Annotated in this window: 25 protein-coding genes and 1 pseudogene; 15 read left to right on the forward strand and 11 right to left on the reverse strand. The window is 63.2% G+C overall.

The genetic code is table 11. From position 1 onward, the window contains the following. Positions 1-206: 206 nt before the first annotated feature. On the forward strand, positions 207-614 hold the full coding sequence (locus tag BAU07_RS27135) for a hypothetical protein (protein ID WP_157122177.1): 408 nt from the start codon (positions 207-209) through the stop codon (positions 612-614). A gap of 446 nt (positions 615-1,060) precedes the next feature. Here the strand turns inward: BAU07_RS27135 and BAU07_RS10425 are convergent, their stop codons facing one another. The 3 genes from BAU07_RS10425 to BAU07_RS10435 are packed head-to-tail and all read right to left on the reverse strand — an operon-like array spanning position 1,061 to position 4,930. After that, on the reverse strand, positions 1,061-1,402 hold the full coding sequence (locus BAU07_RS10425) for a hypothetical protein (protein ID WP_066657065.1): 342 nt from the start codon (positions 1,400-1,402) through the stop codon (positions 1,061-1,063). Between the two features lies 1 nt (position 1,403). Continuing rightward, complete coding sequence (locus BAU07_RS10430; RefSeq protein WP_066657066.1) at positions 1,404-3,947, reverse strand: cytochrome c oxidase subunit I; 2,544 nt, start codon at positions 3,945-3,947, stop codon at positions 1,404-1,406. After that, positions 3,947-4,930, reverse strand: coding sequence for a cytochrome c oxidase subunit II (locus BAU07_RS10435; RefSeq protein WP_084025566.1), 984 nt, complete (start codon positions 4,928-4,930; stop codon positions 3,947-3,949). Before BAU07_RS10435 ends, BAU07_RS10430 begins: the two co-directional genes overlap by 1 nt. Before the next feature lie 244 nt (positions 4,931-5,174). On the opposite strand from BAU07_RS10435, the gene BAU07_RS10440 reads away from it, so the two are divergent. Both BAU07_RS10440 and BAU07_RS10445 read left to right on the forward strand, forming a co-directional pair. Next, a complete protein-coding gene (locus BAU07_RS10440) occupies positions 5,175-5,624 on the forward strand; it encodes a c-type cytochrome (protein ID WP_066657072.1) in 450 nt (149 codons plus the stop codon). 18 nt (positions 5,625-5,642) lie between these two features. Further along, positions 5,643-6,497, forward strand: a complete 855-nt coding sequence (locus BAU07_RS10445) for a c-type cytochrome (protein ID WP_066657074.1) — start codon at positions 5,643-5,645, stop codon at positions 6,495-6,497. Positions 6,498-6,552: 55 nt separating this feature from the next. On the opposite strand, the gene BAU07_RS10450 is transcribed toward BAU07_RS10445, so the two are convergent. Then, positions 6,553-7,464 (reverse strand): LysR family transcriptional regulator, encoded by a 912-nt coding sequence (locus BAU07_RS10450; RefSeq protein WP_066657076.1) that lies wholly within the window; start codon positions 7,462-7,464, stop codon positions 6,553-6,555. A gap of 86 nt (positions 7,465-7,550) precedes the next feature. On the opposite strand from BAU07_RS10450, the gene BAU07_RS10455 reads away from it, so the two are divergent. The 3 genes from BAU07_RS10455 (at position 7,551) to BAU07_RS10465 (ending at position 11,036) form a co-directional block, all read left to right on the forward strand. Continuing rightward, positions 7,551-8,948, forward strand: coding sequence for an amidohydrolase family protein (locus BAU07_RS10455; protein ID WP_198168891.1), 1,398 nt, complete (start codon positions 7,551-7,553; stop codon positions 8,946-8,948). A gap of 63 nt (positions 8,949-9,011) precedes the next feature. Further along, entirely contained in the window at positions 9,012-10,211 is a 1,200-nt protein-coding gene (locus BAU07_RS10460) for an arabinose transporter (protein WP_066657080.1), read from the forward strand. A 54-nt stretch (positions 10,212-10,265) separates the two neighbouring features. Further along, positions 10,266-11,036 (forward strand): SDR family NAD(P)-dependent oxidoreductase, encoded by a 771-nt coding sequence (locus BAU07_RS10465; RefSeq protein ID WP_066657082.1) that lies wholly within the window; start codon positions 10,266-10,268, stop codon positions 11,034-11,036. A gap of 170 nt (positions 11,037-11,206) precedes the next feature. Here BAU07_RS10465 and BAU07_RS10470 read toward each other — a convergent pair. Further along, positions 11,207-12,091, reverse strand: a pseudogene (locus tag BAU07_RS10470) (LysR family transcriptional regulator). Between the two features lie 108 nt (positions 12,092-12,199). Here BAU07_RS10470 and BAU07_RS10475 point away from each other — a divergent pair. Both BAU07_RS10475 and BAU07_RS10480 read left to right on the forward strand, forming a co-directional pair. Continuing rightward, positions 12,200-13,066 carry an SDR family oxidoreductase gene (locus tag BAU07_RS10475; protein ID WP_066657085.1) on the forward strand — a complete coding sequence of 289 codons (867 nt, stop codon included), beginning with the start codon at positions 12,200-12,202 and terminating at the stop codon, positions 13,064-13,066. Between the two features lie 40 nt (positions 13,067-13,106). Then, positions 13,107-13,580 (forward strand): SRPBCC family protein, encoded by a 474-nt coding sequence (locus tag BAU07_RS10480; protein ID WP_066657087.1) that lies wholly within the window; start codon positions 13,107-13,109, stop codon positions 13,578-13,580. 250 nt (positions 13,581-13,830) lie between these two features. Here the strand turns inward: BAU07_RS10480 and BAU07_RS10485 are convergent, their stop codons facing one another. Next, positions 13,831-14,451, reverse strand: coding sequence for a TetR/AcrR family transcriptional regulator (locus tag BAU07_RS10485; protein WP_066657089.1), 621 nt, complete (start codon positions 14,449-14,451; stop codon positions 13,831-13,833). A 118-nt stretch (positions 14,452-14,569) separates the two neighbouring features. Next, complete coding sequence (locus tag BAU07_RS10490) at positions 14,570-14,836, reverse strand: AAA domain-containing protein (RefSeq protein WP_198168892.1); 267 nt, start codon at positions 14,834-14,836, stop codon at positions 14,570-14,572. A gap of 53 nt (positions 14,837-14,889) precedes the next feature. Between BAU07_RS10490 and BAU07_RS10495 the strand changes: the two genes are divergently transcribed. Beyond that, entirely contained in the window at positions 14,890-15,429 is a 540-nt protein-coding gene (locus BAU07_RS10495; RefSeq protein WP_066657091.1) for an AAA family ATPase, read from the forward strand. 144 nt (positions 15,430-15,573) lie between these two features. Here the strand turns inward: BAU07_RS10495 and BAU07_RS10500 are convergent, their stop codons facing one another. Then, the gene (locus BAU07_RS10500; RefSeq protein ID WP_066657093.1) at positions 15,574-16,353 is read right to left on the reverse strand and encodes an alpha/beta fold hydrolase; all 780 of its coding nucleotides are present in this window, start codon (positions 16,351-16,353) and stop codon (positions 15,574-15,576) included. 145 nt (positions 16,354-16,498) lie between these two features. Between BAU07_RS10500 and BAU07_RS10505 the strand changes: the two genes are divergently transcribed. Together BAU07_RS10505 and BAU07_RS10510 are read left to right on the forward strand one after the other, a co-directional pair. Next, positions 16,499-16,969 (forward strand): MarR family winged helix-turn-helix transcriptional regulator, encoded by a 471-nt coding sequence (locus BAU07_RS10505; protein WP_066657100.1) that lies wholly within the window; start codon positions 16,499-16,501, stop codon positions 16,967-16,969. Positions 16,970-17,417: 448 nt separating this feature from the next. Next, positions 17,418-18,359: an MBL fold metallo-hydrolase gene (locus BAU07_RS10510; protein ID WP_066657102.1), complete on the forward strand. Its 942-nt coding sequence runs from the start codon at positions 17,418-17,420 to the stop codon at positions 18,357-18,359. A 210-nt stretch (positions 18,360-18,569) separates the two neighbouring features. Here the strand turns inward: BAU07_RS10510 and BAU07_RS10515 are convergent, their stop codons facing one another. Together BAU07_RS10515 and BAU07_RS10520 are read right to left on the reverse strand one after the other, a co-directional pair. Further along, a complete protein-coding gene (locus BAU07_RS10515) occupies positions 18,570-19,460 on the reverse strand; it encodes an aminoglycoside 6-adenylyltransferase (protein ID WP_232338279.1) in 891 nt (296 codons plus the stop codon). Positions 19,461-19,557: 97 nt separating this feature from the next. Further along, positions 19,558-20,238 carry a GntR family transcriptional regulator gene (locus tag BAU07_RS10520; protein WP_084026041.1) on the reverse strand — a complete coding sequence of 227 codons (681 nt, stop codon included), beginning with the start codon at positions 20,236-20,238 and terminating at the stop codon, positions 19,558-19,560. A 181-nt stretch (positions 20,239-20,419) separates the two neighbouring features. Between BAU07_RS10520 and BAU07_RS10525 the strand changes: the two genes are divergently transcribed. The 3 genes from BAU07_RS10525 to BAU07_RS10535 all read left to right on the forward strand — a co-directional run bounded on the left by BAU07_RS10525 (position 20,420) and on the right by BAU07_RS10535 (position 22,833). Further along, the gene (locus BAU07_RS10525) at positions 20,420-21,223 is read left to right on the forward strand and encodes a maleate cis-trans isomerase family protein (protein ID WP_066657106.1); all 804 of its coding nucleotides are present in this window, start codon (positions 20,420-20,422) and stop codon (positions 21,221-21,223) included. A 26-nt stretch (positions 21,224-21,249) separates the two neighbouring features. Then, positions 21,250-22,245, forward strand: a complete 996-nt coding sequence (locus BAU07_RS10530) for a Bug family tripartite tricarboxylate transporter substrate binding protein (RefSeq protein WP_066657108.1) — start codon at positions 21,250-21,252, stop codon at positions 22,243-22,245. A 237-nt stretch (positions 22,246-22,482) separates the two neighbouring features. Then, entirely contained in the window at positions 22,483-22,833 is a 351-nt protein-coding gene (locus tag BAU07_RS10535; protein WP_066657110.1) for a type 2 periplasmic-binding domain-containing protein, read from the forward strand. A gap of 49 nt (positions 22,834-22,882) precedes the next feature. Here BAU07_RS10535 and BAU07_RS10540 read toward each other — a convergent pair whose 3' ends face one another. Next, the gene (locus tag BAU07_RS10540) at positions 22,883-25,318 is read right to left on the reverse strand and encodes a phosphocholine-specific phospholipase C (RefSeq protein WP_066657114.1); all 2,436 of its coding nucleotides are present in this window, start codon (positions 25,316-25,318) and stop codon (positions 22,883-22,885) included. Between the two features lie 294 nt (positions 25,319-25,612). On the opposite strand from BAU07_RS10540, the gene BAU07_RS10545 reads away from it, so the two are divergent. Then, positions 25,613-26,461, forward strand: a complete 849-nt coding sequence (locus tag BAU07_RS10545; protein WP_157122180.1) for a hypothetical protein — start codon at positions 25,613-25,615, stop codon at positions 26,459-26,461. Positions 26,462-26,464: the final 3 nt, after the last annotated feature.

The raw sequence follows: 26,464 nt of genomic DNA on the forward strand, positions 1-26,464 counted from the left end.
ATGCCGGCCATCATGATGGCACAAGGACGGTTTGTAGGTTTTCGGATCTCTGCCAGACACAGGATGTCGGCCGCGGCTGGTTCGCAAGAAAGGGCAGAAAATAAAAAACGATCGCGAAGAATTAAACGACTGCTCGCTTTCAGGAGGGTAGCTTGGGTACGCGACACCATCGTGTTGCGTAATCCAAAATTTCGTGAGGTCCGTCAATGAATCCGGCACAATCACCTACGCAAGACGCCCATGGCTCTTTGCTTCCTGAAATTTGCGGTGTTCCCGAACTCGTTATCGACGCAAAGCTGGACAGCGAAGGTATATCGATCAGTATCCCGATCAAAAGCGGCGCCGTTAGTGCCGGTAATATTGTTTCTGCGGCGGCAGTAAACGCGGGCGAGAAGGATTTACTGCTCGGAGCGTCTGTAGAGCTGACGTCGAATCCCTTGGCGGTGACGCATGACATGATCTCCCATGGCTACATGGCCGTCACAACGGTGCCAGGGACATTTGCATTGGCCCAGCACAATGGTGCCAAGGGAAGGGCGTCTATCGTGTTCATCGTTCAAGATGCTCATGGTCCGATCGGTGTTTCGGGCAAGCTTCCCATCTACTTGCCATAGGCCCAGGCGTACCACGACCTGAACGGCCACGGGTTTCCTGTTTTTTTCGTCCAAGTTTTTGCTTGCGGACATGACATCGGCTGGTACGGTTATTCGCGGTTTCGGGGCGTGCGGCATGGACTCAAGGCACGGGGCCATTGGCACCCTGCAGGGCCCGCACACCCTTCAATAAGGGTGGGGGAGATCCGCCCCACCAAGGACCAACGCCGAGCTGTTCTCCCATGTGGACAAATTCCTTCTTGCGAATCTGCGCGACTGCCAGGCCGACCCGGTGAGACGGTAAAGGCGACGGCATGGCCCTATATCGATTACAGCCATCCCTTTGATCTCGCTGCTTACCAGACCTGAGGATGACCGAATGAGAGGTTCGACGTTCGGCTTCGGTTGGATCGAGCAGTAGAGCGCCCGCCTGAGGCCGCGTAGTCGTTCTGCCCTCGACGCGCGCATTATCTGCAAGCCGGCAGCATTAGCGCGGGTACGGTCTGCCAGATGACGGCGAGCGACGACAGCAGCGTCAGGGCGGTCGCCAGCCCGGGCAGGAAACGCGGATTGCCAAGCGCGGGCAGGCGCTTGCGGTTCCGGTGGAGAACCAGCGCCATACCCACCAGTGCCAGGCCGCTGCCGGCGCAGATGATCCAGGACGATACCGCCATGCCCAGCCAGTCGGCCTGCCATGCGGGCCGCGCGCATATGACGCCGTTGACGCTATACGCCACCAGGAAGTGGGCCGCCCAGATCAAAGGCCCGGCCAGCGTGACGAGGAAGGCGCTGAAGAACCCGGCAGCCATGCTAGCCCCCCGCCTGGCTCGCCAGGCCGTGGACGATCAGCAGCGCGATCAGGCCCTGGGCCACGACGTAGTGCCATAGCAGCGACGTATTGTGGAAACTGCCTCGATGCCGTGGGCCCAGGCGCCGTGCCAGCGATCGCGCCAACGTGAACGCGCCCATGAAGCACAGTGTGATCGTCAGCAAGGCCTGATATCCGGCCAATCCATACACGGTGGCGGCATAGGCGCTGTCCTGCGGGCGCAGGCCAGTCTGCCAATGGCCCCAGCCCTCCAGCGCGACCGCCCCCGCCAGCAGCAGGAGCGCGGCGGGCAGGCACCACCGCAGCGGTCCGTGGCGCTCGCGCCGCAATTGGCGCCCGGCATACGCCACCAAGGTGGCGCTGCCGATAAAAAGCGCGGCCGAGGCCAGCGGCCATTGCCAGGCTGGCAGTCCCTGCTCCGGCCGCCACCCTTCCGGCGAGGTGGTCCAAAGAAACAGATAGGCGAACACCATCGCGCCGAAAATGCTTGCGCAGACCATGAGCAGTATCACCATCGCCCACCACGAGTGCGACTGGGGCCCATTGCAATGCGTCGGAAGCCGCGAACCGCCGCCGATGTCCACCACGGCCTGGACCCCCGCCGGTTCGCTGCCCCACAACCAGCGCAGGATCATGACGACAGTCAGTACCCCGCATGCCGCTGCGAGCAGCGTCATTTTGACGGTCAGCAGAAGAAAGAACCCCGCCGTACCCAGCGCGGCAACCAGCGGCGACCAGCCGGGGCCGGGTAATTGCAGGACGTACTGGGGGCGGGCGTCCAGCGCGCTGGTCACCAGTGTGCTGCGCCTGCCCGTGGGCGCGCCCGACAGATAGTGCAACCCCGCGCCGACCTCCCTGGCGAGGTCAGGTTGGTCCCACAGCGGCTCGCGGCTGGCCACCGTTGGAATGCTGCGCGTGCCGTACTCGGCGTTGGGCAGCCATTCCAGCGTGCCTGCGTTCCAGACATTGCCGGCGTTGCCGCTGACCGAGGGCCGGAAAGTGCGGACCAGGTCGACGAGGAAAACCAGCACGCCCGCCGCGATCATGTACGCGCCAACGGTCGATACCATGTTCAGCATGCCCCACCCGTAGCTGTCGGCGTAGGTGTACACGCGCCGCGGCATGCCAACCAGGCCCGTGATGTGCATGGGGAAGAAGCTGACGTTGAAGCCGATGAACATCAGCCAGAAGGCCCAGCGTCCAAGCCGTTCCGACAGCGCCCGCCGGCTGACCAGGGGGGCCCAATAGTAGAAGGCCGCGAACAGCGGAAACACCATGCCGCCAAACAGCACATAGTGCAGGTGCGCCACGATGAAGTAAGTGTCATGCACCTGCATATCGAAGGGAATCACGGCCACCATGACGCCGGTCAGCCCCCCGAGCACGAAAACGAAGAAGAACCCAAGAATGAACAGCATGGGCGTTTTCAAGGGTCGCAGCCGCGCGGCGGTGGCAATGGTGGCCACCCAGGCGAATATCTGGATGCCGGTGGGTACGGCCACCGCCATGCTCGACGCCGATGCAAACCCCAGCGACAAGTGCGGAATGCCGGTGGCGAACATGTGGTGCACCCACAGGCCAAAGCTGAAGAACCCGGTGGCGACAACTGCAAGCACGACCAGCCGATATCCGACCAGTGGCCGGCCTGTCATGGCAGGGATGATCATCGACACCATTCCGGCCGCAGGCAGGAAAATAATGTAGACCTCCGGATGGCCGAAAAACCAGAACAGGTGTTGCCACAGCAGGGGATCCCCGCCTTTCGTGGCGATGAAGAATGGCCAGTTGAATGCGCGCTCCAGTTCCAGCAGCGCGGTGGCCACGATGACGGCCGGGAACGCAATGATCACCATGCCGGAGAACACCAGCATGACCCACGCGAAGATGGGCATCTTGTCCAGCGTCATGCCTGGCGCGCGGGTGCGCAGTATGCCGACGGCAAGCTCGATGGCGCCGGCGATGGCGGAGATCTCAATGAAGCCGATTCCCAGCAGCCATAAGTCCGCGTTGACCGCCGGCGAGTAGGCGGTGCTGGTCAGCGGCGGGTACATGAACCATCCGCCGTCGGGCGCCAGGCCGGCGAATATGCTGCAGAAGAAAACAATGCCGCCCACCGCATATGCCCAGTAGGCATAGGCGGACAGGCGGGGAAACGGCAGGTCGCGCGCGCCCAGCATATTGGGCAGCAGCAGCACGGCCATGGCCTCCACGGCCGGCACGGCGAACAGGAACATCATTACCGTGCCATGCATCGTGAACAGCTGGTTATACAGGGCATGCCCAACGAAGTCGTTATCAGGAACGGCCAGCTGCGTGCGCATCACCAGCGCCAGAATGCCCGCCAGCACGAAGAACAGCATTGCCGTGCCGATATACAGCAGGCCGACATAGTTGTTGTTGACAACGGTCAGGGCGCGCCACCCGGTGGGGCGGCGCCAAACGCGCCGGAGCTGCGCCAGGCCTTCTTCCGGGGAGGCCAGGGCAGGTGCGTCCGAGCTCGCGTCATGGGTGGAAGTCGCAGGCATCACTTCAGGCTTTCCATATACTGCGCGACGGCCCGCAGCCCTTCGCCCGATAGCTGATTGAAGGAAGGCATCTGGTTGCCCGGCTTGATGTGTTGGCTGCCCGCTATCCACCCGGCCAGCGTGCCGACGTTATTGGGGAGCGTGCCAGCCGCCAGCGACAGCCGGCTGCCGATATGGGTCAGGTCGGGCCCGAGCCGGCCGGCTGCGGCGGTGCCCCGGACGGTGTGGCACTGCGCACAGGCCCGCATGAACAACTGTTGGCCGGCCCAAAGCCGGGTGTCCGCGGGTTCGGGTGCGGGCCGGCGCTGCGCTTGCAGCCATGCTTCGAATTCGGCGGGGTCGACCGCCATCACGTCGAAGCGCATTCTTGCGTGCTGGGCGCCGCAGTACTCCGCGCATTGGCCACTGAACCGCCCTGGCGCATCGGCCTGCAGGCGCAGCCGGTTGACGCGACCCGGGATCATGTCGACCTTTCCACCGAGGTTGGGTACCCAGAAGCTGTGTATGACGTTGTCGGACGCCAGGGTGAAATCCACCGGCTGGCCCGTGGGAATACGGATATCGTTGGCGGTTTCGAACAGCGCCTGCCCATTGGCGTCCAGGTAGCGCACTCGCCACCACCACATCTCTCCCTTTACTTCGATGCGCGCGCCGGGGGGAGACCCCGCGCGGGCCATGAATGCGGCCGTTCCAAACGCATATACCAGCAATGCACTTAGGATGATCGACGGCACGCCGATGCCGGCCACCACGATTATCCTGCGCTGTCCGAGGCGCGCCCGCAGACCGGGAGGCCCATACAGCGCGAGCGCCAGGGTCGCAAGTACCCACACGAACAACACTCCGCCACCGATGAACAGCACCCACCCCATCTCCGTGACGCGCTGCGCGTATGGGCCGGCAGGATCCAGGACGGACTGCGGGCGCGCGTTTGCCGGCAACGGCATGGCAATCAAGACGGCAACCAGGGCCCGAAGTGACATGGCAATTTATTGGAAGAATGGCGCAGCCACCCGCCGCGGCGCAGGTGGGACGTGCGCGGCCCTCAGCACGTGGCATACCGACAGCGCGGCCGGCCCGTTGCTTGGCCGACTCCGCGGGCGCCGCCGACGGCTATGCGAGATTCTTCAGCCGCATGTAAGGATTGCACGCTCGCGCGGCGCTCAAGCGCTTGCACCCCGCTTGGCAAAGTACTTGCGTAACCGTCCAGTCCAGGGAGAAATAACGATGCCCGCATGTCCCTTCGGCACACATGCCCGGCGCGCCGGCCCGCGCCGGGCCGCCCGCAGCCGCGTCGCGCGGCTGGCGTTCGGCATCGTGGCGATCACGGCTTTGCCCGCCTGTGGCCGCGAGTCCGCGCCCTTGTGGCCGGGGCCGGACGTCAGACCGCTGGCCCAGGCCAGTCCATCCCGCGGCGAACGACTTATCGCGACGCATGGCTGCGTCAGTTGCCATGCCATCCCGGGGGTGCGCGGCCCGTCGTCCGGCGTCGGGCCGCCGCTGGCGGCGATGGGAAGTCGCGCCTATATCGGCGGTGTGCTTCCCAACACGCCCGAGAACCTGGTGCGGTGGTTGCAGGATCCACCAGCGATCGACGCCCGGACCGTCATGCCCAATGTGGGCCTGAGCCACGCAGAGGCGGTGGACATCGCGGCCTATCTACTTACCCTGCGATAGCGCGTTGGAAGACCCGATATGAAGAAATGGAAGCGCGTCGCTGCCCTGACCACCTTGGCGTTGGCCGCCGCCGCTGGCGTCTTCGCCACCGCCGCCGTGTACAGCGGCTGGTACGACGTCAGCGCCACGCAACCGCACCTCGCACCGGCCCACCGCATCATCGGCATCGTTGCGCGGCATTCCATCCGGGCACGCGTGGGCGACCTCATGGCGCCCGACCTGGACGCGGAGGGGCGGGCGGTGAATGGCTTCAGGCTGTTCCGCGCGCACTGCGTCCAATGCCACGGCGCGCCAGGCCTGGCGCCGGAGCCCTTCGCGCGCGGCATGACGCCGGCGCCGTCGGCACTGGTCGCCAGCGCGCGGGAGTGGTCGGCGGAAGAAATCTATCGGGCCATACGCTACGGCATCAAGATGACCGGTATGCCCGCTTGGAAGTATCGGCTCGACGAAACCGAGACCTGGGACCTGGTGGCCTTCATCAAGGTGCTGCCGACCCTGTCACCCGCAGCCTATCAAGGCTGGCAGCAGCAACACCCGGAGCCGCCGGCCGCAACCAGCCCCGTGCCGGTGCAGGACCTGCGCCTGGGCGACGCTGGGGCAGGGCGCGAGGCTTTGCACCAATATCTGTGCGTCACCTGCCATGCGATCCCGGGCGTGGTGGGCGCGGACCGTCACGTCGGTCCGCCGCTGGGCGGCATGGCGGACCGTCTGTACATCGCCGGGGTTTTGCCGAATACACCCGCGAACATGGTGCATTGGCTACGCCATCCCACGGAGGTGGACCCGCAATCCGCCATGCCGGACCTGGGCGTGACGGAACAGGACGCGCGCGACATCGCGGCGTTCTTGTACACGCTGAAAGATAACAAGTAGCAATCGGGCAGCATAAGCGGTTGGTGGGCGCCTGGGGCGTCGAAAGTTCGTAGCACTACGCTGCATGTTCGCGGCAAATCTCCACGCAGAAATCCAAAAACGCTTCAACGGCGGCAGGCGCCAGCCTGCGAGACGGTCGGATGGCGTACAGCGGATAGGTTTCGTCCGGCCACTCTGGAAACAGTTCGACCAATTGCCCATTGGCGATCAGATGGCCAACGCTGAGCGCGAGCACCTGAGCGATCCCTGCGCCATTGACGCATGCCTGAACCATCAGGTCCACATCGGTGGTTGTGAGATGGCCGTTCGTCTTCACCGGCCGGATTTCCCGACCGCGATGGAACTCCCACGGGAACGGCTTGCCGCTTCGCGGATCGATGTACTGGATGCAGTTGTGATCGGCCAGCTTTTCCGGCCGCTTGGGTCGGCCATGCCGCGACAGATACCTGGGGGACGCCACGGTTAGAACGCGCGTCTGGAGCAACATCCGCGAAGTCATGGTCGACGGCGGTTGTGGCCCGAAGCGCACCGCAACGTCGATCCCTTCGGCCACGAGATCTCCCACGTCCGGTTGCTGCAACACCGTCAGTCGCAAACCAGGATGGCGCTCGTGCAACTGCGGCAATTTCAACGCGAGGACGTGCCGCGCAAATATCGGGTTCAGGCTGACTCGCAGTGTGCCGCGCACCGTGACGGCCGCACCCGATACGTAGCTTGCAGCCTCTTCGATGCCTCCCAGGTGCGGCGCTGCGCGTTCATACAAGTTTGCACCTTCGCTCGTCAGGTGCAGCGTACGCGTCGTCCGATCGATCAAGCGGACGCCAAGTCTTTCCTCCAATCTGGAAATCGACCGGCTCACCCCGGAAGCCGACAGCCCGAGCACTTCACCCGCACGACTGAAGCTGCCGGCCTCCACTACCGCCGCTAACACGCTCATACCCGACAACAGCCGGCCATCGAAACTCATATCGCCCTCCATCTTTGATTTTTAGCAAAAATCATTTGATCGAGACTACCTTTATCAAAGATGGCATGCAACCTATCGTGTGAACCGTGACGACGCGGACTGCGATTTCCCGGGGGAATCAGGCCGCCGACTGGCCACTCATCTTCAAGGAGCATTCCATGACTGTAGATCGCACCCTCTTCAAAAGCGGCACCATCCTGACATTGGATGCCAAGGTTCCCAATCTCGCCACGGGCGATGTCCTGGTGCAGGATGGCCGCGTCGCAGCGGTTGGACCCGCCCTGCAGGCGGAGGACGCCCTGGTAATCGACGCGACCGGGCACATCGTCATGCCGGGCCTGGTCGATGCGCACCACCACATGTGGCTCGGCGTGATGCGCCGCATGATGCCCAACGTGGACGACCTCTTCGCCTACATCGACGTCGTCGCCGAAAAGCTGGGCAGGCACTACCGTCCGCTGGATATGTACCTGAGCACGAAGCTGACGGCCGCCGCTTCGCTGGACGCCGGCATCACCACGATCATCGACGCTTGCCACAGCTCGCGCAGCCCCGAACACACCGACGCGGCGCTCGACGCTCTGGAAGACTCCGGCATCCGGGCGCTGCACATGGTCGGAGCCGCCATGGACAAGAAGGCCTCCGCAGCGCACCTGCCCGGCGATCTGCAGCGGTTGGCGTACAACTGGAATAAAGCGAGCAGTCGGGTGCAGGTCGGCCTGTTCGGCCAGCTCAACCTGGACTGGTGGAAGGTCGCGCGCGAACTGGAGATGCGCATCCTGACCGAGTTTATCGGCGACCTGGCCAAGCTCGGTCCCGAATTTGCCCAACCGGGTGTGCTGGGCGCGCACAACATTTTCAATCACTGCACGCGGGTGCCGCAGGAGACCTGGAAACTGTTGGCTGATGCCGGTGTAAACATTACGGTCAACCCGCGCTCGGACGCTTTGTTCGGTTTCGACGACGAAACCTTTGCCTACCAATTGGCAGTGGACCATGGCATGGCCCCTGCGTTGGGCATTGACCTCGATACTGCCTTCGGCAGCGACATGTTCGGTGAAATGCATGCACTGTTCGGACAGCAGCGCTCGGCAATGCGCTATCGGCGTTTCCGCGGCGAGGCTGGCACGCCCGCGCCAATCTCCGTCGAAGCGGTGCTGCAGGCAGCCACGGTGAATGGCGCCCGCGCCGCTGGCCTGGAAGGCCAGATCGGCACGCTGACGCCTGGTAAGCAGGCGGACATCATCATGGTTCGCACCAGCGGCGTGGCCGTCTTTCCCGTGACCAACGCTATCGGCACGATCGTCCAGGCGGTCGAACGCGCCGATGTGGACACCGTGATGGTAGCCGGCCAGCTGCGCAAGCGCGGTGGCCAGCTTATCGGCGTGGATGTGGCCAAGCTCGACGCAGAGGTGACTGCCTCGCGTGACTACCTGATCGAGGCAAGCGGTTATCGCACTGATCTTTTCAATGCCGCCGCGTAACGAACCCGGGCGGCCCGGCACGCCAGGGCCGCGTCCTTTTTATTTCAGTCATTGGAGGCTGTCATGCAAGCTCTCGCCATGAAGCAGGCGGCGCCGGCCGATACGGCACCTGCGCACCTGTCCCGGCCGGCACCGGGGATCATTGCCGCGTTGTTCTGTGGCTACCTGGCCGTCGGTCTGCCCCTGCCGGTCATTCCGCTGTTCATTCATGGCCATCTCGGATTCAGCAACGTCGTCGTCGGACTGGTGATTGGAATCCAGTTTCTGGCGACGGTGCTCACACGCGGCCATGCCGGACGGGTGACCGATCAGCAAGGAGGCAAGCGTTCGGCGCTGCAAGGCGCCGCGATTTCAGCGCTCGCCGGGCTGCTCTATCTGGGCGCTGCCATGCCCGGCCTGTCGCCAGGGGCCAGTCTGGCCATCGTTATCGCCGGCCGTCTCACCGCGGGCCTCGGCGAAAGCCAGTTCGTCACAGGCTGCGTGTCCTGGTCGATAGCCTCCGTCGGTCCGCAGCGCGCGGGCATGTCGATGTCCTGGACCGGCATCTCGATGTTCGCCGCGCTTTCGATCGGCGCGCCCGTCGGCATGGGGCTGTACCAGAGCCACGGCCTGGCGGCCGCGATGGTCGCCTGCATCGTGGCGCCGGTGCTCGCCGCCCTGATTGCACTGGGTTCGACCGCTTACCTGTCGCCGGGTGGTACGCGGTTGCCGTTCTACCGTGTCGTTGGCCGCATCTGGCGCGAGGGCCTGGGTCTGATGCTTCAAGGCGTCGGCTTATCGGGCCTTACCGCGTTCGCCTCGCTGTACTTCGCGGCGCGCCACTGGGGTAATGCGGGACTGGTGATGACCGCTTTCGGGATCGGCTTCATCTTCGTGCGGGCCGTGCTGGGACACTTGCCGGACCGCATGGGCGGCTATCGGGTCGGCCTGTGGTCGCTGGTGGTCGAAGCCGTCGGCCAGGCGATGCTCTGGTTCGCGCCGAACGAATGGACCGCGCTTGCCGGCGCCTTGGTTACGGGTCTGGGTTGCGCGCTGGTGTTTCCGGCGCTCGGCGTCGAAGCGCTCAAGCGGGTACCCCCGGCCAACCGCGGCAGCGCGATGGGAGCCTTCGTGGCTTTCCTCGACATCGCCTATGGCGTCTCGGGGCCAGCGGCGGGCGTCATTGCCGGGCAATTCGGCTATGCCGCCGTCTACCTGCTCGGCGCCGGCTGCGCGCTGCTCGGCGCCGTGCTCGCGGCCGCGTCCCGTCCTCAGCAATCTTGATCTCCAACTATTGTGGACGGTGCAACGTACCGCCACTCATCCAGGGAAAAAATCATGTCTCGCATTTTCATTTCCGGATCTTCCACCGGCCTCGGCCTGATGGCAGCCGAGTTGTTGGTCCAGCAAGGTCATTACGTCGTGCTTCACGCCCGCAATACTGATCGCGCGAAGGATGCACGGGCCGCGTTGCCTCAGGCACAGGGCGTGGTCGTCGGCGACGTGGAGACCATCGCCGGTGCCAAGGACATCGCGGCACAGGTCAACGCATTGGGTCGCTTCGATGCCGTCATCCATAACGCCGCGGTCGGTTACCGTGAAGCCCGCCGTGAGACCAGCGACGGCTTGCCGCATGTCTTTGCGATCAACACCCTGTCGGCCTACATCCTCACGGCGTTGATCGAGCGTCCCCAGCGGTTGGTTTATCTGAGCTCCGGCATGCACCACCATGCGGGGTCCGACCTGGACGACATCCTCTGGCGCACGCGCCGCTGGAATGGCCCGGAAGCCTACGCCGAAAGCAAACTGCACGATGCCATGCTGTCCTTTGCCATCGCGCGTCGATGGCCAGATGTGTTTTCCAATGCGCTGGAACCGGGGTGGGTGCCGACCAAAATGGGCGGGCCGGGCGCGCCCGACGACATGAACCAGGCACATCGTACCCAGGCGTGGCTCGCCGCGGGCGATGACCCGAAAGCGGACGTCACCGGGCGGTACTTCTACCATCTGAAGCCCATGGCGCCGAATCCGGCGGCGCGCGATCCTGCTTTGCAGGACCGCTTGATCGATATCTGTGAGGAAGTCTCGGGGATCATGCTGCCGTCCTGAGTGGCACAACCTTCGTATATCCCCGACCGTCCGAGGTAGCTGGGATCGGCATGGAACTTCGGCATCTTGCCGACCTCAAGGGAGGTTACGGAGACCCTGATGATGCGGCGCCAGTCATGGCAATTGATCACGAAGCGGGCGCCGGACAACGCCCCGGTCCAGTCGGCCCTTTACCGGGCCGGAACGGTGAACGATCCGTCGGGGTACTGGCTGCACATGAACTCCACAAAAGCCCGGACCTTGGGGCTTTGCAAGCGTCGGGACGTGTGGAGGACCCAAAGCTCGACTTCGTCTTCGGCCATGCCCCAGGACACCAGTTCGCCTTTCTCCAGCAGGCCGCCGATGATGGACTTCGGCAGCATGGCCACCCCCGCACCGGCGGCAGCGGCATCCCGGACCGTCAGGAGCGAGGACAGCCGTAGAACAGGCTGTGGTTCGACGATGAACCGGCCATCGCGGACCGACCACACCTCTCCGTCGCGTTAGGTCGGCATGACCACGGCCGGAACCCGGACCGGCTGGTCGCGGCGTCCTTTTGGCATCTGAAGGGAAGGGGAGGCGGCCAGAACGAGCCGGTCCCTGGCGAAGCACCTGCCGACCAGTACGCTGTCCTTGCGCGGATTGATGCGGATGGCGACATCGAAATGCTCGTCGACCAGGTTGGCGAAGCGATCCTCGGCCACGACCTCGATCTCTACGTCGGGATAGACCGCGCGGAACGCGGCGGCAAGACGTCCCAGCGCCACCTGTGAGAACAGCACGGGTGCGGCGATGCGCAGCCGGCCTCGCGGAATCGCCAGGCCATCCCGCGCCGCGGCCACGGCTTCGTCGACCTCCCGCATCGGCCCCTCGGTCCGGTCCAGCAGCAATCGGCCGGCATCGGTCAGTTCCAGGGTGCGGGTGCCGCGCTCCATAAGGCGTATACCCAGCGCGTCCTCGAGGTCGGCCACGCGGCGCGACAAGGTGGCCTTGGGTCGGCCGCTGGCACGGCTGGCTCTTCCAAAGCCGCCGTGAGCCGCTACCAGTTGGAAATCTTCCAGGGCGTTGAGATCCATTGTGTCTCATGTTTGGGACGAGGTGTCTATATTTTATGGTCTTCGTTTTGAATATGGAATGACCTACAGTTTGTGCACACCCAGCCCAACCCATAAGGAGTCTTCATCATGACCATTCTCGTAACCGGTGCAACCGGGACCGTCGGGCGCCAGGTCGTCGAGCAACTCGTCAAGCGTGGCGCCGATGTCCGTGCGTTTGTCCGCGATGCCTCGAAGGCCAATTTCCCGGCCGGTGTAGGCGTCGTCCAGGGCGATCTGCTCGACGTCGACTCGTTGCGTAGCGCCTTCTCCGGCGTCTCGACGCTGTTCTTGCTCAACGCGGTGGTGGCCGATGAGTACACCCAGGCGCTGATCGCGCTCAACATCGCCCGCGAGTCCGGCATCGAGCGGATCGTCTACCTTTCGGTGATACACAGCGACCGCTACGTGAACGTGCCGCACTTCGCGGGCAAGTACGGCGTCGAGCGCATGATCGAACAGATGGGCCTCAACGCCACCATCCTGCGTCCGGCCTATTTCATCGGCAACGACCTCACGATCAAGGATGTGGTGACTGGCTACGGGGTCTATCCGATGCCGATCGGCGGCAAGGGCCTGGCGATGGTCGATACGCGCGACGTAGGTGAGGTCGCGGCGATCGAACTCCTGCGCCGGGAGCGGTCTGCTGTGCCGCTTCCGCTGGTCCGGATCAACCTCGTGGGTCCCGACACGCTGACCGGTCCGGACGTCGCAGCCATCTGGACGGACGTGCTGGGCCGCCCGATCGCCTATCCGGGCGAGGACACCGCTGCATTCGAGCAGAACCTGCGGCAATATATGCCGAGCTGGATGGCTTTCGACATGCGGCTGATGACCGAGCGTTTCCTGACCGACGGAATGGTCCCCGATGCCGGCGACGTCGAGCGGCTGACCACGCTCCTGGGTCGCCCCCTTCATTCGTATCGAGAATTCGCCACCCAGGGCGTCGGCGCCTGACTGCAGCGCGACACCCACCACCAAGACAAGGAGCTTCATCATGATCTACTCGACCGCCACTGTCCCGGTGAACCGGGCAGGCGAGACCACTCTGACGAGGAAGCAGGTATGGCAAGGACTGGTCCTAAAGGCCCGCGACGCCCGCCTGTTCCTTCCCGAAGGCCTTTGCACCCGCTGCGACGTGGTGGAGGAGAGTTCCACCCACTTCGTGCGCGAGGCGACCATCGCCGGCGCCGATCTGCGCGAGATCATCGTCCTGGAGCCGGAAAGCAAGGTCACCTTCTTCCAGGCCACCGGCCCGCGCGAAGGCGCCATCGTCAATGAACTGTTCGAGGACGAAGCCGGCGAGCTTCAGCTCCGCTTCTATTGCTACCTCGGCCTGCGTGGCAAAGCGCCGGGCGGCCCCGAGGAGCAGGCCGAGCAGATGCAGTTCGACAGCGACAAGGGCTACAAGGCCGCCTTGGTGTCCACGCTGAAGCGCACCCGCGAATTGCTGGCTGACGGCCGGATCTGAAACGAGCGTCCGGCTTGTTCTATAAACCGATGGCCTGCTGATCACCGGGCGCATCCGACCGTCTGGCGACGGGCAGGCTATCTCCCTACACCCGGCATCTACACTGACGGGCATGTCGCTGGTCGGGGGGAGGTTACCGATGCCCTTTCCATGCTGTGGGCGACCCACGACAAAGGCTATCTGATGATTGATGGCGGGATCGTCGGGAATTGTGCGCGGGCAGCGGCGCCAGCGCCAGCGTGATCTGGCGCTACCCCTTCATGGTCTTCGCGGCATCCCACGCTGACATGATGTGAGTGATAGAGGCTTCCATGACGGCGTGACGAACGCCGTCGCGTGCCAAGGTGGAGAGTCCCATCAGGAATGCATCGAAGACGGTGGCCAATGCACGAGCATCGGTATCGGCGCGCAGTTCCCCGCTGTCGATCCCTCGTTGCACGCATGCTGTGATGCCTGCCCGCGTCCGCGTGCGCGAGCGCGTCAGGGGTGCAGTTACGGCTGCATTTTCTTCGGATGGAGCGCTCATTACGCCCAAGCCGACCATGCAGCCTTTCGGGTGTCCGCGCTCGCACTGCATCCTGGCGGAACTGCGCAGGGCGGCTTCGACGGCATCTCGCGGAGCGAGATCCGGATCCCATAGGGACTCCGTCACCTGCGCATAAGTGGACAGGTAGCGTTGCATACACTCTTGAAAAAGCGCCTCCTTGGAACCGAAGGCAGCATAGAAGCTCGGCGCAGATATGCCGTTCCCTATACCTGCCTTCAACTGGTTCAACGACGTCGATTCGTAGCCGTTCTGCCAGAAGATGTGCATCGCTTGCTCGACGGCCCTGTCCCGGTCGAAGGTCCGCGGGCGTCCCATTACCGCCATGTCGAACTCCAGGTAGCTTACATTACTAACATACTAAACGATACATAAGTCGTTGGCAACCTGTCCCATATGCGACTAAAGTACCGACGCTGCCTGAGAAAACAAGCTGCAGACCGATCTATCGACCCGAATGGGGCGTTTCCGAAACGGCCCAATTGCGTGCTCCCGGGCCGGCCGTGTTGCCGCCGAGCACCACGATCACGATTGGCGCCTCCTTGCCCTGCATGGTGTGGGTCGTACCGGACACTATCTTGCCGCCAAGCAGACGCTTGAGGTTCTGCTGCACAGCCCGGTAGGGTGTGATGACGGAAATATCTTTGGCCTCAACGCCATCCTCGCGCAAAAGCGCAAGCAATGCGTTCAGCGCCTGTCCCTCGGCAGGCACCCAGTTCCCCTCAGGACGTGGACAGATCAATTCCCCCCAAGGTACATGACCATATGGATCGTTTCGTCGTAATTTCTGGCTGTTCGGGCGGTGGCAAATCCACGTTGCTGGCCGAACTGCGGCGGCAAGGCCATGTCGTTATCGAGGAGCCCGGGCGGCGTGTGGTTCAGGCCGAGGATCGAACCGGCGGTCAAGCCGTACCTTGGATCGACATGGCCGCGTTTCTGCGTCGCGTGATTGCAACCGCGCGCCACGACCACGCAACCGCCCATGCTGGCAACGGCCAATGGGTGTTCTTCGATCGGGGCCTGGTGGATGCGGCAGCGGCGCTGCAGGAACTGACGGGCGAACCGCTTCTTACAATGCTTGGACAGCGCTATCGCTATCACCGCCGCGTGTTCCTCGCGCCGCCGTGGCCGGAAATCTATAAACAAGACCGGGAGCGACGTCATGGCATCCGTGCGGCACGGACCGAGTATCAGAGACTGCAGAAGGCCTATCCTGCGCTGGGCTATGAGGTGTCGTTGCTGCCCAAAGTCAGCGTGTTGGAGCGCGCGGATTTCGTGCTGAGCACATTGTCCGACCTATCGTGACGCAGGCAAGTCACAATACCAGCGCGCCGCCTGATAGGGTCTTCATGCAGATTGATGCGGGCGAAGCCTAAACCGATGGAGAAGCCATATGGCTGATGCAGCCTCGCAGGGCTGCATCCTCCTTATTGGAGCAACTGATGGCGGTCAATGGGAAGCGTTCCGCGCCGCGCGATCGATGGTATCGGCGACGGCCTTGGGTTGGGTGACGAATACCACATGGCTGCCCTTCACCTCGGTGATCTTCGCGCCGATCCGTTCGGCAGTCTGCCGCAACAGCTTGGGATCGATCGCCTTGTCTTGCGTGGCAATCACCGCCCAGCTCGGCTTGCTTTTCCAAGCGGCGCGGGTCAGCCTGGTTTCGAAAATGGACATGTTGATCGGAACCTGGGAGTCGCGCAGGAATGCGGCGTCGGCGTCGCTCGTATCCCCGGCAAAGCCGGTCTTGAATTTCTCGAGGCTGACGAAACCGTAGCCATCCTTCCCCGTCTCGATGACGAATTCCGGGGGAGGGGGGATATCCTTGAACTGGGAACCCGTGGATTCGCCGACATCCGGCGCCAAGGCGGAAACGTAGACCAGTCCGGCGACCTTCGGATCGGTGCCGCCCTCGGTGATGACCGTTCCACCATAGGAATGGCCGACGAGAATAGTCGGGCCTTGCTGGCGGTCGAGGACTCTTTTCGTCGCGGCCACATCGTCGGCGAGAGAAGTAAGGGGGTTCTGAACGATGGTGACTCGGTATCCACGCTCGGTAAGTTGATCATATACGCCGCGCCATCCGGAGCCGTCGGCGAACGCTCCGTGCACCAGTACCACGTTACGGACTGCCTGATTCTGGGGGATACGGTCGGCCGAGTGCGCGAGCGCGGAAGCGGCAATGCCCACGGTTGCGGCCATGGTGGCCAAGAGCGCCTTCATCTTCATGGAGTCTGTTCCTTCGATAGCGCGATAACAGTTATCGCGATAATCAAATCGTAGAGATGCCGGCGTGAGCTGTCAAGTGATAAAATTTATCGCGATATCTATTGGTGCCATGCGCAGTCCTGTGCGGCACCCGAAGAGGTATGCGATGACCCAGAAGAAAGTGACCAGCCCTCCGCCATTGGATGACCAGCTTTGCTATGCCGTTTATTCGGCGGGCATTGCGATCCAGCGTATCTACAAACCGTTGCTGGACAGGATGGGCCTGACCTATCCCCAGTATCTGGTACTGAACGTCCTCTGGCGGGATGACGGGCAAACTGTCGGCGGGATCGCGGAGAGATTGGCGTTGGAACCCAGTACGCTGACACCATTGCTCAAGCGGCTGGAATCCTCGGGCTTTGTCCAGCGGACGCGGAACCCGGACAATGAACGCCAGGTGGTTGTCGCACTGACGGAGCAGGGGCGACTGCTCCGCAACAAAGCGGGATGTCTGGGCGAATCCCTGCTCGCCGCATCGGAGCAGTCGCCCGCGGAGCTCGCCGAACTGAACAAGAAGCTCAGGCAGCTCCGTGACACGATCTACCCGCATCTGGATGGCTGGAGCTTGCCGGCCTAGTTCCGCCGCAACGTGGTGCTAGTCGCAAGGTTGAAGGATTCGCCTCCTGCGCTCGACATGCGACGCACGCCGCAAGTCACGCAGCCGTCCAGCCGACACGGCGGCAACCGATCGCATCATGGACGTAGCGCGTTATTGATCGGCGGTGCCTTGCACCGCATCAGCCACTAGGCCGCGCGGGCTGCTCCAGCCCGACACTCCTTCTATTGCGCGTGGTGCGTATCGGGAAACACCGTGAGCCCGTTTCCAGGCCTACCGCCTGGTGCCCGTGCTATCTACGATGCGGGCATGCGGCGTTCTGCCGTGATCAGTGCCCGAGAGCCCCGAATGCCGCCTTCATCATGGTCCTCGCCCGGATAGAACCGGGCAGGCCTGAACGGCGACTTGCCGCCAGTCGCGCGAATGGCTAGGCCTTGGCGATCGGGTCCGTCTTCCTGGAGATTTCATTATGTTTAGCGTCGATAGCACCGTACAGCCCGCCGTACAGCCCAGCGTGCAGCCCGCTCGGCCCCCAGTCGCCGAATTGGTCCCGTCGCGTTACGCGGTGCGGATAGGCGAGATCGATGTGCTGGTGATCAGCGATGGGGTGCTGGCACTGCCCGCCACGACCATGTCGACCAACGCCGACCCGTCCGAGCGCACCTCCTGGCTGGACCACATGTTCCTGTCCCCCGAGGGATTCGATTGGCCCTTGAACGTGATGGTGGCGCGTAGCGGCGGACGGACCATATTGATCGACGCCGGGCTGGGCCTGGAGTACCCGGACTTTCCGCGCGCCGGACAATTTCCCCAGCGACTGAAGGCCGCGGGCATCGACCTTGCTTCCGTGACTGACGTGGTTATCACCCACATGCACATGGATCACGTTGGCGGCTTGCTGGTCGATGGGATGAAGGAGCAGTTGCGTCCGGACGTGCGGATACACGTGGCCGCCGCGGAGCTCAAGTTCTGGGCCGCTCCAGATTTTTCGCACACTTCCATGCCGGCGGCGGTGCCGGACGTCCTCCGGTCAGCCGCCAGGCGGTTCGCGAGCGAGTACAAGAACCAATTGCAGGTATTCGAGGACGAGCAAAAGGTGGCGCCGGGCGTGGTGGTTCGCCGCACTGGCGGCCACACGCCCGGGCACAGCGTTGTTTGCCTGGCGTCAGGCGGCGATCGATTGACCTTCGCCGGCGATGCCGTATTCCCGGTAGGATTCGACCACCCCGAGTGGCACAACGGCTTCGAACACGATCCCGAAGAGGCCATCCGCGTTCGCGTAGGCCTTCTGCGTGAATTGGCGGCCAACGGGGGACTGCTGGTGGCTACCCACATGCCGTTTCCCTCCGTCGGCCGGGTGGCCGAGGAGGGCGACGTCTTTCGTTGGGTACCGGTCTTCTGGGATTTCTGACCACTGTCAGCTTGGGGGCTTCCTTGCCCGGCGAATCCCGGGCAGCGTCCGGCCGCATTCAGCAATGCCTGGCCGGCGCTGAGCTTCACGATTGTCATCGCGCGCCGCCAACCCCCACCAGGCGACGCGAGAGCGCCGACGCTCCAGGCATTGAAGCTGCGCCTGTCGGGTAAGGGGAGGGGACTTGCATAACGGTGACTCCGGTTGAGCTCACGTGACGCGCTCAAAATGTACGAACAGGGGCCTGCAGATCGACATGATTCCGCGTTCGACGGATTCCGGGTATTCAAGTCCCGCAGAACGCGCCACGGTGTTCGCCAACCTGCTGTAGAGGGCGACGGCGGCCTTGAAAGCCTTGATGGCGTCCAATGCATCAAAGTGCCCGAAAACCTGCTGCAACTCGCGCCACGTCGGTTCATCGAGCCACTGCTTCATCCGCGTGCCGTTGTGCCACACGTCGACGGCGCCTGACGCTACCGCGTGCCATTCCAGCATCTGAAGCAACAGGGCTTTCATCGTCTGATCGCGTTGCTTGACCAGCCATAGTTCGCCACGCATAAGGTACTTCGGGATATGGGACGCTTCGAACCAGAACTCTTCCACCGCTGCGCGGAAGACCTCGTTCGAAGGCAATGCCGGGGTGGGGACGTGCCCGCTCGGTGGCGGCAGATCCGTTGTGAGCCCCGCCTTGTCCAGCAGAATCCGATATCCTCGTTCATACAGCGCTTCCAGTTCCTGCCGGCTGGCCATCTCGCGTAAGCGGGCCGGGCCGGCTAGCGTGTAGTCGACTTTGGTGCCGCCGGAATAAATGGCAAGCCGGGTGGCCCATCGTTGTTCGGTAGAAGGGTCCAAGGGTAATACGGTCACCAGCTCCCCGATCTCGCCCAGCCAACCGGAATCGGTCATGAGAACCTGGGGATCGTCCGCGATAAGTTCTATGTCGATGTCGGATAGCGCGTCGGCAAGGCCGTCGGATCTGGCGAGCGAGCCCGTGAGCACCAGCGCCTGGATCGCGCAATTGCGCTGTGCCCACAAGACGATGTTCTGCAGGATTGCATCGCGTTCCGCGATAGCCAAGGCATTCTCTTTCGATGTCATCATCCTCACGTATTCCTTATCGTCCGGCCGCCGCCTCGCCTGGATAGCGCCGGGGCCCGGGCACTGGAGCGATGCGGACACGCTGTCTTGCGTCGCGCCGTCACCCTGCGCGCCGCCGGCGCGGGGCAGGGGCAGGGACGTGCGCCTGCAACTCCCTGACGATGGCTTGGCATTTGTTCTTGAGATGGGTCTTGAGGATGCCCGATAGCGCCGCGGCATCGCGTCGCATCAAGGCGTTGAGCATCCCATCGTGCTCGGCCATGGCGCGGCTCCAGATATCCTCGGTCATGGGGGATTGGAAGCGTATGCGTCGGATACGTGCATTCACAACCGCATATTGGCTGATGAGTACTGGGTTCCGCGTGGCCCGGACGATGGCTTCGTGGATGGCGCGATTGTTCTCGTAGTACGGCTGCCGATCGCGGCGCAGGAAAGCTGCGTGCATACCTTCATGCAGCGCCGTGATCTCCGCCAATTCGGCCTCCGTGACGCGCTCTGCCGCCTGTTCGCCGGCCAATGCCTCCAGGGCGCCCGCCACGGCGAACAAGCCCTCGACCTCATCCAGCGAAAGCTCGCGGACGCGCGCACCTCGGTTGGGCAGCAGTTCGACGTGCCCTTCGGATGCAAGCACTTTCAGCGCTTCGCGCAGGGGGGTGCGCGAGACGCCAAAGCGCGCGCAGAGTGCCGCTTCCGGCACCTTGCTGCCCGGTGCGATTTCCCCTTGCACGAACACCTCGCGCAGACCGTCGAGCAGGGAGGCATGGACGAAGTTTTTGCTCATGCCGCAATTATGCATTCATTTTCAACATAAAAGTGCGGCATAGCGCTCGAAACTCTCGGTGTAAACCCTGGTTTGAATTCATAGATGTTGACGTACGCAGGAAGAACCTCATACATTGAACGCATTCATTTTCGTCAAAAGAAGCAGGTTTCATGTCCGTTTTACCTCAAAGGAGCAAAAAATGAATGCAATTCAGAAGGGTATCGAGGAAATAGAAGGTTCTACCCACGACACCGAACGCTACGTCAATGCGCTGGGTCCCAGGGGCGTGATCGGCGTGATGACACCCGGCCCGAACGTCAACGTCGAGAACGAGATGATGGACATGCGGCCACGGGGCGTCATCAATGCGGTGGACCGCTACTACGTTCCAAACCAGAAGATTGCCGAGAACGAGGACTGGTCGGTCATCATGCGCAACGTGGCGGCCAATCTGGACGACTCGGTCCGCCGCCTGAAGGAAGCGCTGATCGACCATCTCATCCTGGGCATGTCCTCGCAGAGCTACATGGGCGGGGAGAAAGGCAGCTTCGCGCTGCTGGAGCACCTGCAGAAACTGTCGGGCGTGCCGGTCACCATGGGGGCGCAGTCGGCCGAAGAGGCGTTCAAGCTGTGCGGCGCCAAGAGGATCGCCTTGCTCACGCCGTACTACCCGGTCATCGAGCAGAACGCCATCAGCTACTTCACGTCCCGCGGGTTCGAGGTCGTGCATGTGGAAGGGCTGAAGTGCAAGAGCATCATCCACGTTGCGTCGCAGACCTACGAGCAGCTCGCCGAAGCCACGCTGCGCTGCCAGGCCGCCAAGCCCGACGCCATCCTGCAACTCGGCACCAATCTGGCTTATGCCCGCGTGGCGAACGATGCCGAGAAGTGGCTCAAGATGCCCGTATTCGCGTCGGGGCCGGTGATCTACTGGTCCGCGCTGCGCAAGATGGGCATCAAGGACCAGTTCCCCGGTTTCGGCAGTCTCTGCGAATTCCATTGAGTCCGCCCGACGGCGAGGAGACAAGCATGAAGACAAGAAGAACGATGCTGCTGCGCGCCGCCGGGCTAGGCCTGGCGGCGTGGGCCGGCCTGGTCGCACCGGGCCAGGTGCTGGCGCAGGAAGCCTGGCCCGCACGGCCGATCACCCTACTGGTCGGCTTCTCGCCCGGCGGCGGCACGGACCTGATCGCACGCCACATTGCGCCGCGGCTGGCGGAGCTGCTGAAGCAGCCCGTGGTCATCGAGAACCGGGCAGGCGCCAGCGGCACCATCGCGACAGCGGCCGTCGCCAAGGCGCGGCCGGACGGGTACACGCTGCTGCTCGGCCATGTCAGTTCCAATGCCATGGTGCCGGCGATCATGCCCAAGCTGCCTTATTCCGCCAGCCGCGACTTCACTGCCATCACGTTGATCGGCAGCGTTCCGCAGGTGATCGTGGTGCCCCGATCGTCTCCCGCAAAGACGCTGGCCGAGTTCATTGAGCTTGCGCGTAGCAAGGCGGGCGGCCTGAACTACGCATCTTCCGGTACTGGCACGCAGCAGCATTTCGCGGCGGAACTGTTCCAGCAGGCGACAGGCACGACCATGGTGCACGTTCCCTACAAGGGTAGCGGCGCGGCGCTGACCGACCTCATGGCCGGGCAGGTGGATGTGAATTTCGATACCGTGCCCACCGTGTTGCAGCAGATCCGCTCCGGCACGCTGCGCGCACTGGCCGTCACGACACGCCAGCGCGTGGCCAGCCTGCCCGACGTGCCCACCGTGATGGAAGCGGGCGTGCCGGATTACGAGATCGGCGCCTGGTACATGCTGATGGGCCCGGCCGGAATGCCCAAGCCCATCGTCGACAAGCTGTCGAATGCGCTCAACGAGACGCTGCAGACGCCGGATGTACGCAAGAAGCTGGTTGAACTGGGAACCGAGATCGCCGGAGGTACGCCCGGGCAGGCCGATACCTATCTCAAGGCCGAAATCGCCCGCTGGGCCAAGCTTGCCGCCGACAAGCACCTCGTGACGGAGTAGCGACGAACATGGATGGACGACGTTCTTTCCTGTATCGGTCCACGCTGCTGGCAGGGGCCGCCGCCGTGCTGCCCGCTGCACGGCCAGCCGTGGCGCGCTTCAGCCCCAGGCTGCCAGCGCTCCCATCGTCTGGCGCAGGCGCTCATCCTGGCCCACTGGCCTACCGCTGTTGCATGAGTCGGCACTGGCCTTTGCCGATACGATCGGCGCGGCATCGGGTGCCGCATTCGCATCGAGGTGCTCGACCCTTCCCGGCACGGCAAGCCGGCGGACTTGCAGCAGATCGTCCGGCAGTCGGCGCGGGTCTGCGCCTTGCGGGCCATCTATCGCACCCATGACCGGAATGCCGTCGCGCTGCGCGCGCGGGAAAAGCAGGGCATACGGGTGGAGCCGATTCCGCCGGCCGTGGTCCGTGCATTGAAAGAGGCCTCGCGCATCGAGCTGGAGGCGAGCGCAAGTGCGGATCCCGATTCGCGCAGTGTCATCGATAGCCTGCTCGCATACAGGACACGTGTCGCTGCCTACAGCGTGCAGGCCGATGAAGCCGTGCTGAAAGTCTGCCACGGTGGGCCGGGCATGGATCCCTGACCGCTTGCCGCAAAGAGAGCCGTCCCGTGGAGCTGCGGTGGCGAGGCGGTCAGATATCCAGGCGCATCGGCCCGCGGAGCGGCTTGTACCCGTCATCGAAGAGATACCAGACGGCATACACGCCCGCCGCGAGCCGGGGGTTCCCGGGGCGGCTCGCCAGCAACGCCGATCCGACACTCTTCGGTGCATACACCCACGCGACTGCGGAGTCATGGCCCGGGGTCTGTCCTGCCCGGAACACCCCTATCCAGTTCTTCGGGCTATGCGCCCACGGTGGCGCGACATAATCGAATCGCAGGGTATCCGGCGTGGTGCCCTGCATTCGACAGGCAGGCACGAACAATGTTGTATTGCCGATCGCGGGGTCAGTGGAGGGTGCTTGGGGCTGTTGCGGACATCCCGCGAGCCGGCGCAGGAAATTTGCGTCGTCCTTCAGCCGGATGGCGATGTCGTGCCAGCCTGAAAATGTCGTCCACTGGATATCCTGTGCGGCGCCTGCCGCGACAGCGACTTCCGCGTAGGCATTTTTCCCGTAAGCGTTGTCCGTCAATTGAAAAACATGCGCCTGGCTGTCGCGGGTATTGTCCAGGTGGATCGTCACGCTCGCGGCGGTCGGGCCAAGCGACCAACCCACTTCGCAGAGGGCGCCGGCGTTGCCGTTCGCGCCGATATTGCCCCGGAATTCGTGCAGCGATCCATTGGGCCCATAGGCCGACACATCGTAGTCGCCGCTGGCACTCAGCGCGATGTCGTCCTGGACGACGGATTGCCCGGCGACCGTGTAGCGTCGGGGTGTCGGCAAGTTCGGAGAGCTGGCAACGATAGTCACGGCCGCCGCCCCCGCGTTGACGATCCCAAGCGACAGCTTCATCGGTTGCCTGGCTACGCTTCCCTTTATCGAGAAGCGGTAAGGCAGGAGACATGCTGGCCTGGGTTCGGATGGTTGCGAGGGGAGGGATTGCATCGTGGGTGGCGCGAGTGCGACCGATCCAGCCGATGGATTCATGTTGCTCGCCGCCAAGAAGACAGCGGCTGTTGATGCGTCGGGAGAACCGAAATCGAAAGCGGACGTGAGATCGCCACATACCGCCCGTCGCCAAGGAGAGATATTGCTCTCTTGCTGCGTGCCGAAGCGTGCCTCGATAAACCTGATGACGGATGTGTGGTCGAACACCTGGGAGTTGACCTTGCCGCCCTTGGACCAGGGGGAGACGACGACGAGCGGTACGCGGGGACCCAGGCCGTAAGGAACATCGCCGGGCGCTGTGCCGTCCGTCGCAAGGCCATTGTTATAGAACTCGGCCACGGTCGACACGTTGGATAACCCGGTAGCGGGCGTGGGAGGGACGGGCGGCGGAACATGGTCGAAGTATCCGTCGTTCTCGTCATACATGATCAGCAGGACGGTACGGGCGAAGACATCGGGATTCGATGTCAAGGCATCCAGCACATTGCTCACATACCATTCGCCACCGCTGCTCGCCCAGGACGGGTGCTCGCAATATGCAAACGGCGCCACGACCCATGAAACGCTGGGCAGCGCGCCATTGGCGACATCGTCTCTGAGGTTCTTGAACAGGTCGTAGTCGTATGGACGGCTTCGGCCTTGCGCGTCGATCTGCGTGCCGTTGTATGCGGGGTAGAGGGGGGTATTGGGATTTATGTTCTTGTATTGGCGGAAATTGAGGAGTGCGTTATCGCCATAGTTGCCGTTCCACCATAGGTCGGTGGTCGTGCCGCGCTCATATTCGCCCACCCCGGCATTCGAGTCCAGGCCCTGTCCCTTGTCCTGGTACACCTTCCAGGAGACCCCAGCCGCGTTCAGCCGTTCGGGAAAGGTGGTCCAGTTATATCCCGACGTATCGTTATCGATATGGGGCCGTGACAGAGGCACGTTCCCACAGCACCCGGTCCACAGGTACAGCCGGTTGGGATCGGTGGGCCCCAGCATCGAGCAATGATAGCTGTCGCACACCGTGAACAGTTTTCCGAGCGCATGATAGAAGGGAAGGTCCCCCTCATCGAAATGGGCCATCGTTCCGGCGGATTTCGCCCTTGCCCAGCCATCGTATGTTCCGTTATTCCATGCGGCGTGCGTACTGCCCCAGTCATGGGCCATGCCATCGTAGTAAATGTCCGCATTGGCTTGTTTGGAACCTGCTGGGGGCGTCGGGTGGAACGGCAGAACGAATGATGCATCGGACGGCTGGTACCACACCGGGTAGCCACTGGGCATCAGGAAAGGCCGGGGATCGCCGAACCCGCGCACGGCCCGAAGGCTGCCGAAGTAATGGTCGAAAGAGCGGTTCTCCTGCATCAGGATGACGATATGCTGCACGTCGTTCAGGGTGCCGGAAGTCCCCTGGGCGGCGATGGAGTATGCCTTTGCAATACTCGGCGGCACCAGGGTGGCGCCGGCTGCCGTGGCGGCCAACCTGGTCGTGTTCAGCAGGAAATCACGTCGGGACGTAACGGTCTGGGCCATGTTCGTCTACCTGGAGTTCTGTTCGCGACAATTAGGCCAAAAGAACAGCCCGGCGCATGTCGCCGTTTTGTAACGGCAGGCGATTTCAAAACGGAAAGGTTTTCCAGCAGGAAATTACCCTGCGTCGGCCCTTGCGCGTGCCTACACTCGGCACATGCTTCATGTGCCTCGGTGGGGGAAGCGGTGAAGACTTGTGGAATCCGGTTTGCCTGCGCCTTGCTGTTGCTGCTGTTCACGGTCGCGGCTGCGGTCGCGGACACTGTCCCGCCACGGTATAGGAATGTGCGGTTATTCATGGACCCGGATGGTCCCGGTGGCCAACTCTCCTCCAGGATGCCGTATGATCCCTGCGCCCGATACAACAAGGCATTGAGATATACGGTCTCCGGCGAGATCGTGGTGCAATTCGGCGCAAGCCGCTTTTCGTTTGCCTTGCGGGATCTTGTGGCGCAGGCGGCTCAAACCTGGAATGCCAAGCTGCAGCCCAACGGTTGTTCCTTCAGCATAGGCTGGGCGGGTCTTTCCACGCCGAATTTCGTCATCGACGACAGTCAGTCGAATAGTGCATTCGATGCGGTAGCCCGAGCGATCCCGCGGGGATACGAGGCCATAACGCATATGCAGGCCGGGCTCTATGTGAATGCGGGAACGCCGATCACGCTGTCGGCGAATGCTGCAGGGAAGGTAAAAGCCATGTTTTCCGGCGCCATGAGCGACGAGGACGTGGCGCAGGCGGTGGCCCTGGTTACCCTGCTTCACGAGTTCGGGCATGCGCTGGGCCTTGCTCACCCCATCGAGGAGCCGGGCAACCGCAAGGACGCCATGGGTGCCGAATATTCCCCATACTCCATGGAGTGGATACCGCGGGCTACGTTCGATAGGGGTCCCATCATGATAGGCGCCACTGACAGAATGCTCGATGTCATGTGGAAAACGCTAGGCAAGCGCCCGCTGACCCTCGCCGATATGCAGCCTTCCGACGTGGAGGCCGGCACGGTCAGGCAAATGCTATCGTGCTCGGCCATTCAGCTCCTCCGGGATGCGCAGCGCGACGCTTCGTGTCCGTCCTTCCTGGCAGGGGGACGGAGGGTTTTGCAATACCCGGACCTGCTGCGGCCGGCCATCGGACTGTTCAACGACTGAGCG

Source organism: Bordetella flabilis, assembly GCF_001676725.1.
GTDB classification, from domain to species: Bacteria; Pseudomonadota; Gammaproteobacteria; order Burkholderiales; family Burkholderiaceae_B; genus Bordetella_C; species Bordetella_C flabilis.

Coding starts and splice junctions, on each gene's coding strand:
- BAU07_RS27135 (WP_157122177.1), top strand. CDS start 207: ATGAATCCGGCACAATCACCTACGCAAGACGCCCATGGCTCTTTGCTT.
- BAU07_RS10425 (WP_066657065.1), bottom strand. CDS start 1,402: ATGGCTGCCGGGTTCTTCAGCGCCTTCCTCGTCACGCTGGCCGGGCCT.
- BAU07_RS10430 (WP_066657066.1), bottom strand. CDS start 3,947: ATGCCTGCGACTTCCACCCATGACGCGAGCTCGGACGCACCTGCCCTG.
- BAU07_RS10435 (WP_084025566.1), bottom strand. CDS start 4,930: ATGTCACTTCGGGCCCTGGTTGCCGTCTTGATTGCCATGCCGTTGCCG.
- BAU07_RS10440 (WP_066657072.1), top strand. CDS start 5,175: ATGCCCGCATGTCCCTTCGGCACACATGCCCGGCGCGCCGGCCCGCGC.
- BAU07_RS10445 (WP_066657074.1), top strand. CDS start 5,643: ATGAAGAAATGGAAGCGCGTCGCTGCCCTGACCACCTTGGCGTTGGCC.
- BAU07_RS10450 (WP_066657076.1), bottom strand. CDS start 7,464: ATGAGTTTCGATGGCCGGCTGTTGTCGGGTATGAGCGTGTTAGCGGCG.
- BAU07_RS10460 (WP_066657080.1), top strand. CDS start 9,012: ATGCAAGCTCTCGCCATGAAGCAGGCGGCGCCGGCCGATACGGCACCT.
- BAU07_RS10465 (WP_066657082.1), top strand. CDS start 10,266: ATGTCTCGCATTTTCATTTCCGGATCTTCCACCGGCCTCGGCCTGATG.
- BAU07_RS10475 (WP_066657085.1), top strand. CDS start 12,200: ATGACCATTCTCGTAACCGGTGCAACCGGGACCGTCGGGCGCCAGGTC.
- BAU07_RS10480 (WP_066657087.1), top strand. CDS start 13,107: ATGATCTACTCGACCGCCACTGTCCCGGTGAACCGGGCAGGCGAGACC.
- BAU07_RS10485 (WP_066657089.1), bottom strand. CDS start 14,451: ATGGCGGTAATGGGACGCCCGCGGACCTTCGACCGGGACAGGGCCGTC.
- BAU07_RS10495 (WP_066657091.1), top strand. CDS start 14,890: ATGGATCGTTTCGTCGTAATTTCTGGCTGTTCGGGCGGTGGCAAATCC.
- BAU07_RS10500 (WP_066657093.1), bottom strand. CDS start 16,353: ATGAAGATGAAGGCGCTCTTGGCCACCATGGCCGCAACCGTGGGCATT.
- BAU07_RS10505 (WP_066657100.1), top strand. CDS start 16,499: ATGACCCAGAAGAAAGTGACCAGCCCTCCGCCATTGGATGACCAGCTT.
- BAU07_RS10510 (WP_066657102.1), top strand. CDS start 17,418: ATGTTTAGCGTCGATAGCACCGTACAGCCCGCCGTACAGCCCAGCGTG.
- BAU07_RS10515 (WP_232338279.1), bottom strand. CDS start 19,460: ATGATGACATCGAAAGAGAATGCCTTGGCTATCGCGGAACGCGATGCA.
- BAU07_RS10520 (WP_084026041.1), bottom strand. CDS start 20,238: ATGAGCAAAAACTTCGTCCATGCCTCCCTGCTCGACGGTCTGCGCGAG.
- BAU07_RS10525 (WP_066657106.1), top strand. CDS start 20,420: ATGAATGCAATTCAGAAGGGTATCGAGGAAATAGAAGGTTCTACCCAC.
- BAU07_RS10530 (WP_066657108.1), top strand. CDS start 21,250: ATGAAGACAAGAAGAACGATGCTGCTGCGCGCCGCCGGGCTAGGCCTG.
- BAU07_RS10540 (WP_066657114.1), bottom strand. CDS start 25,318: ATGGCCCAGACCGTTACGTCCCGACGTGATTTCCTGCTGAACACGACC.
- BAU07_RS10545 (WP_157122180.1), top strand. CDS start 25,613: ATGGACCCGGATGGTCCCGGTGGCCAACTCTCCTCCAGGATGCCGTAT.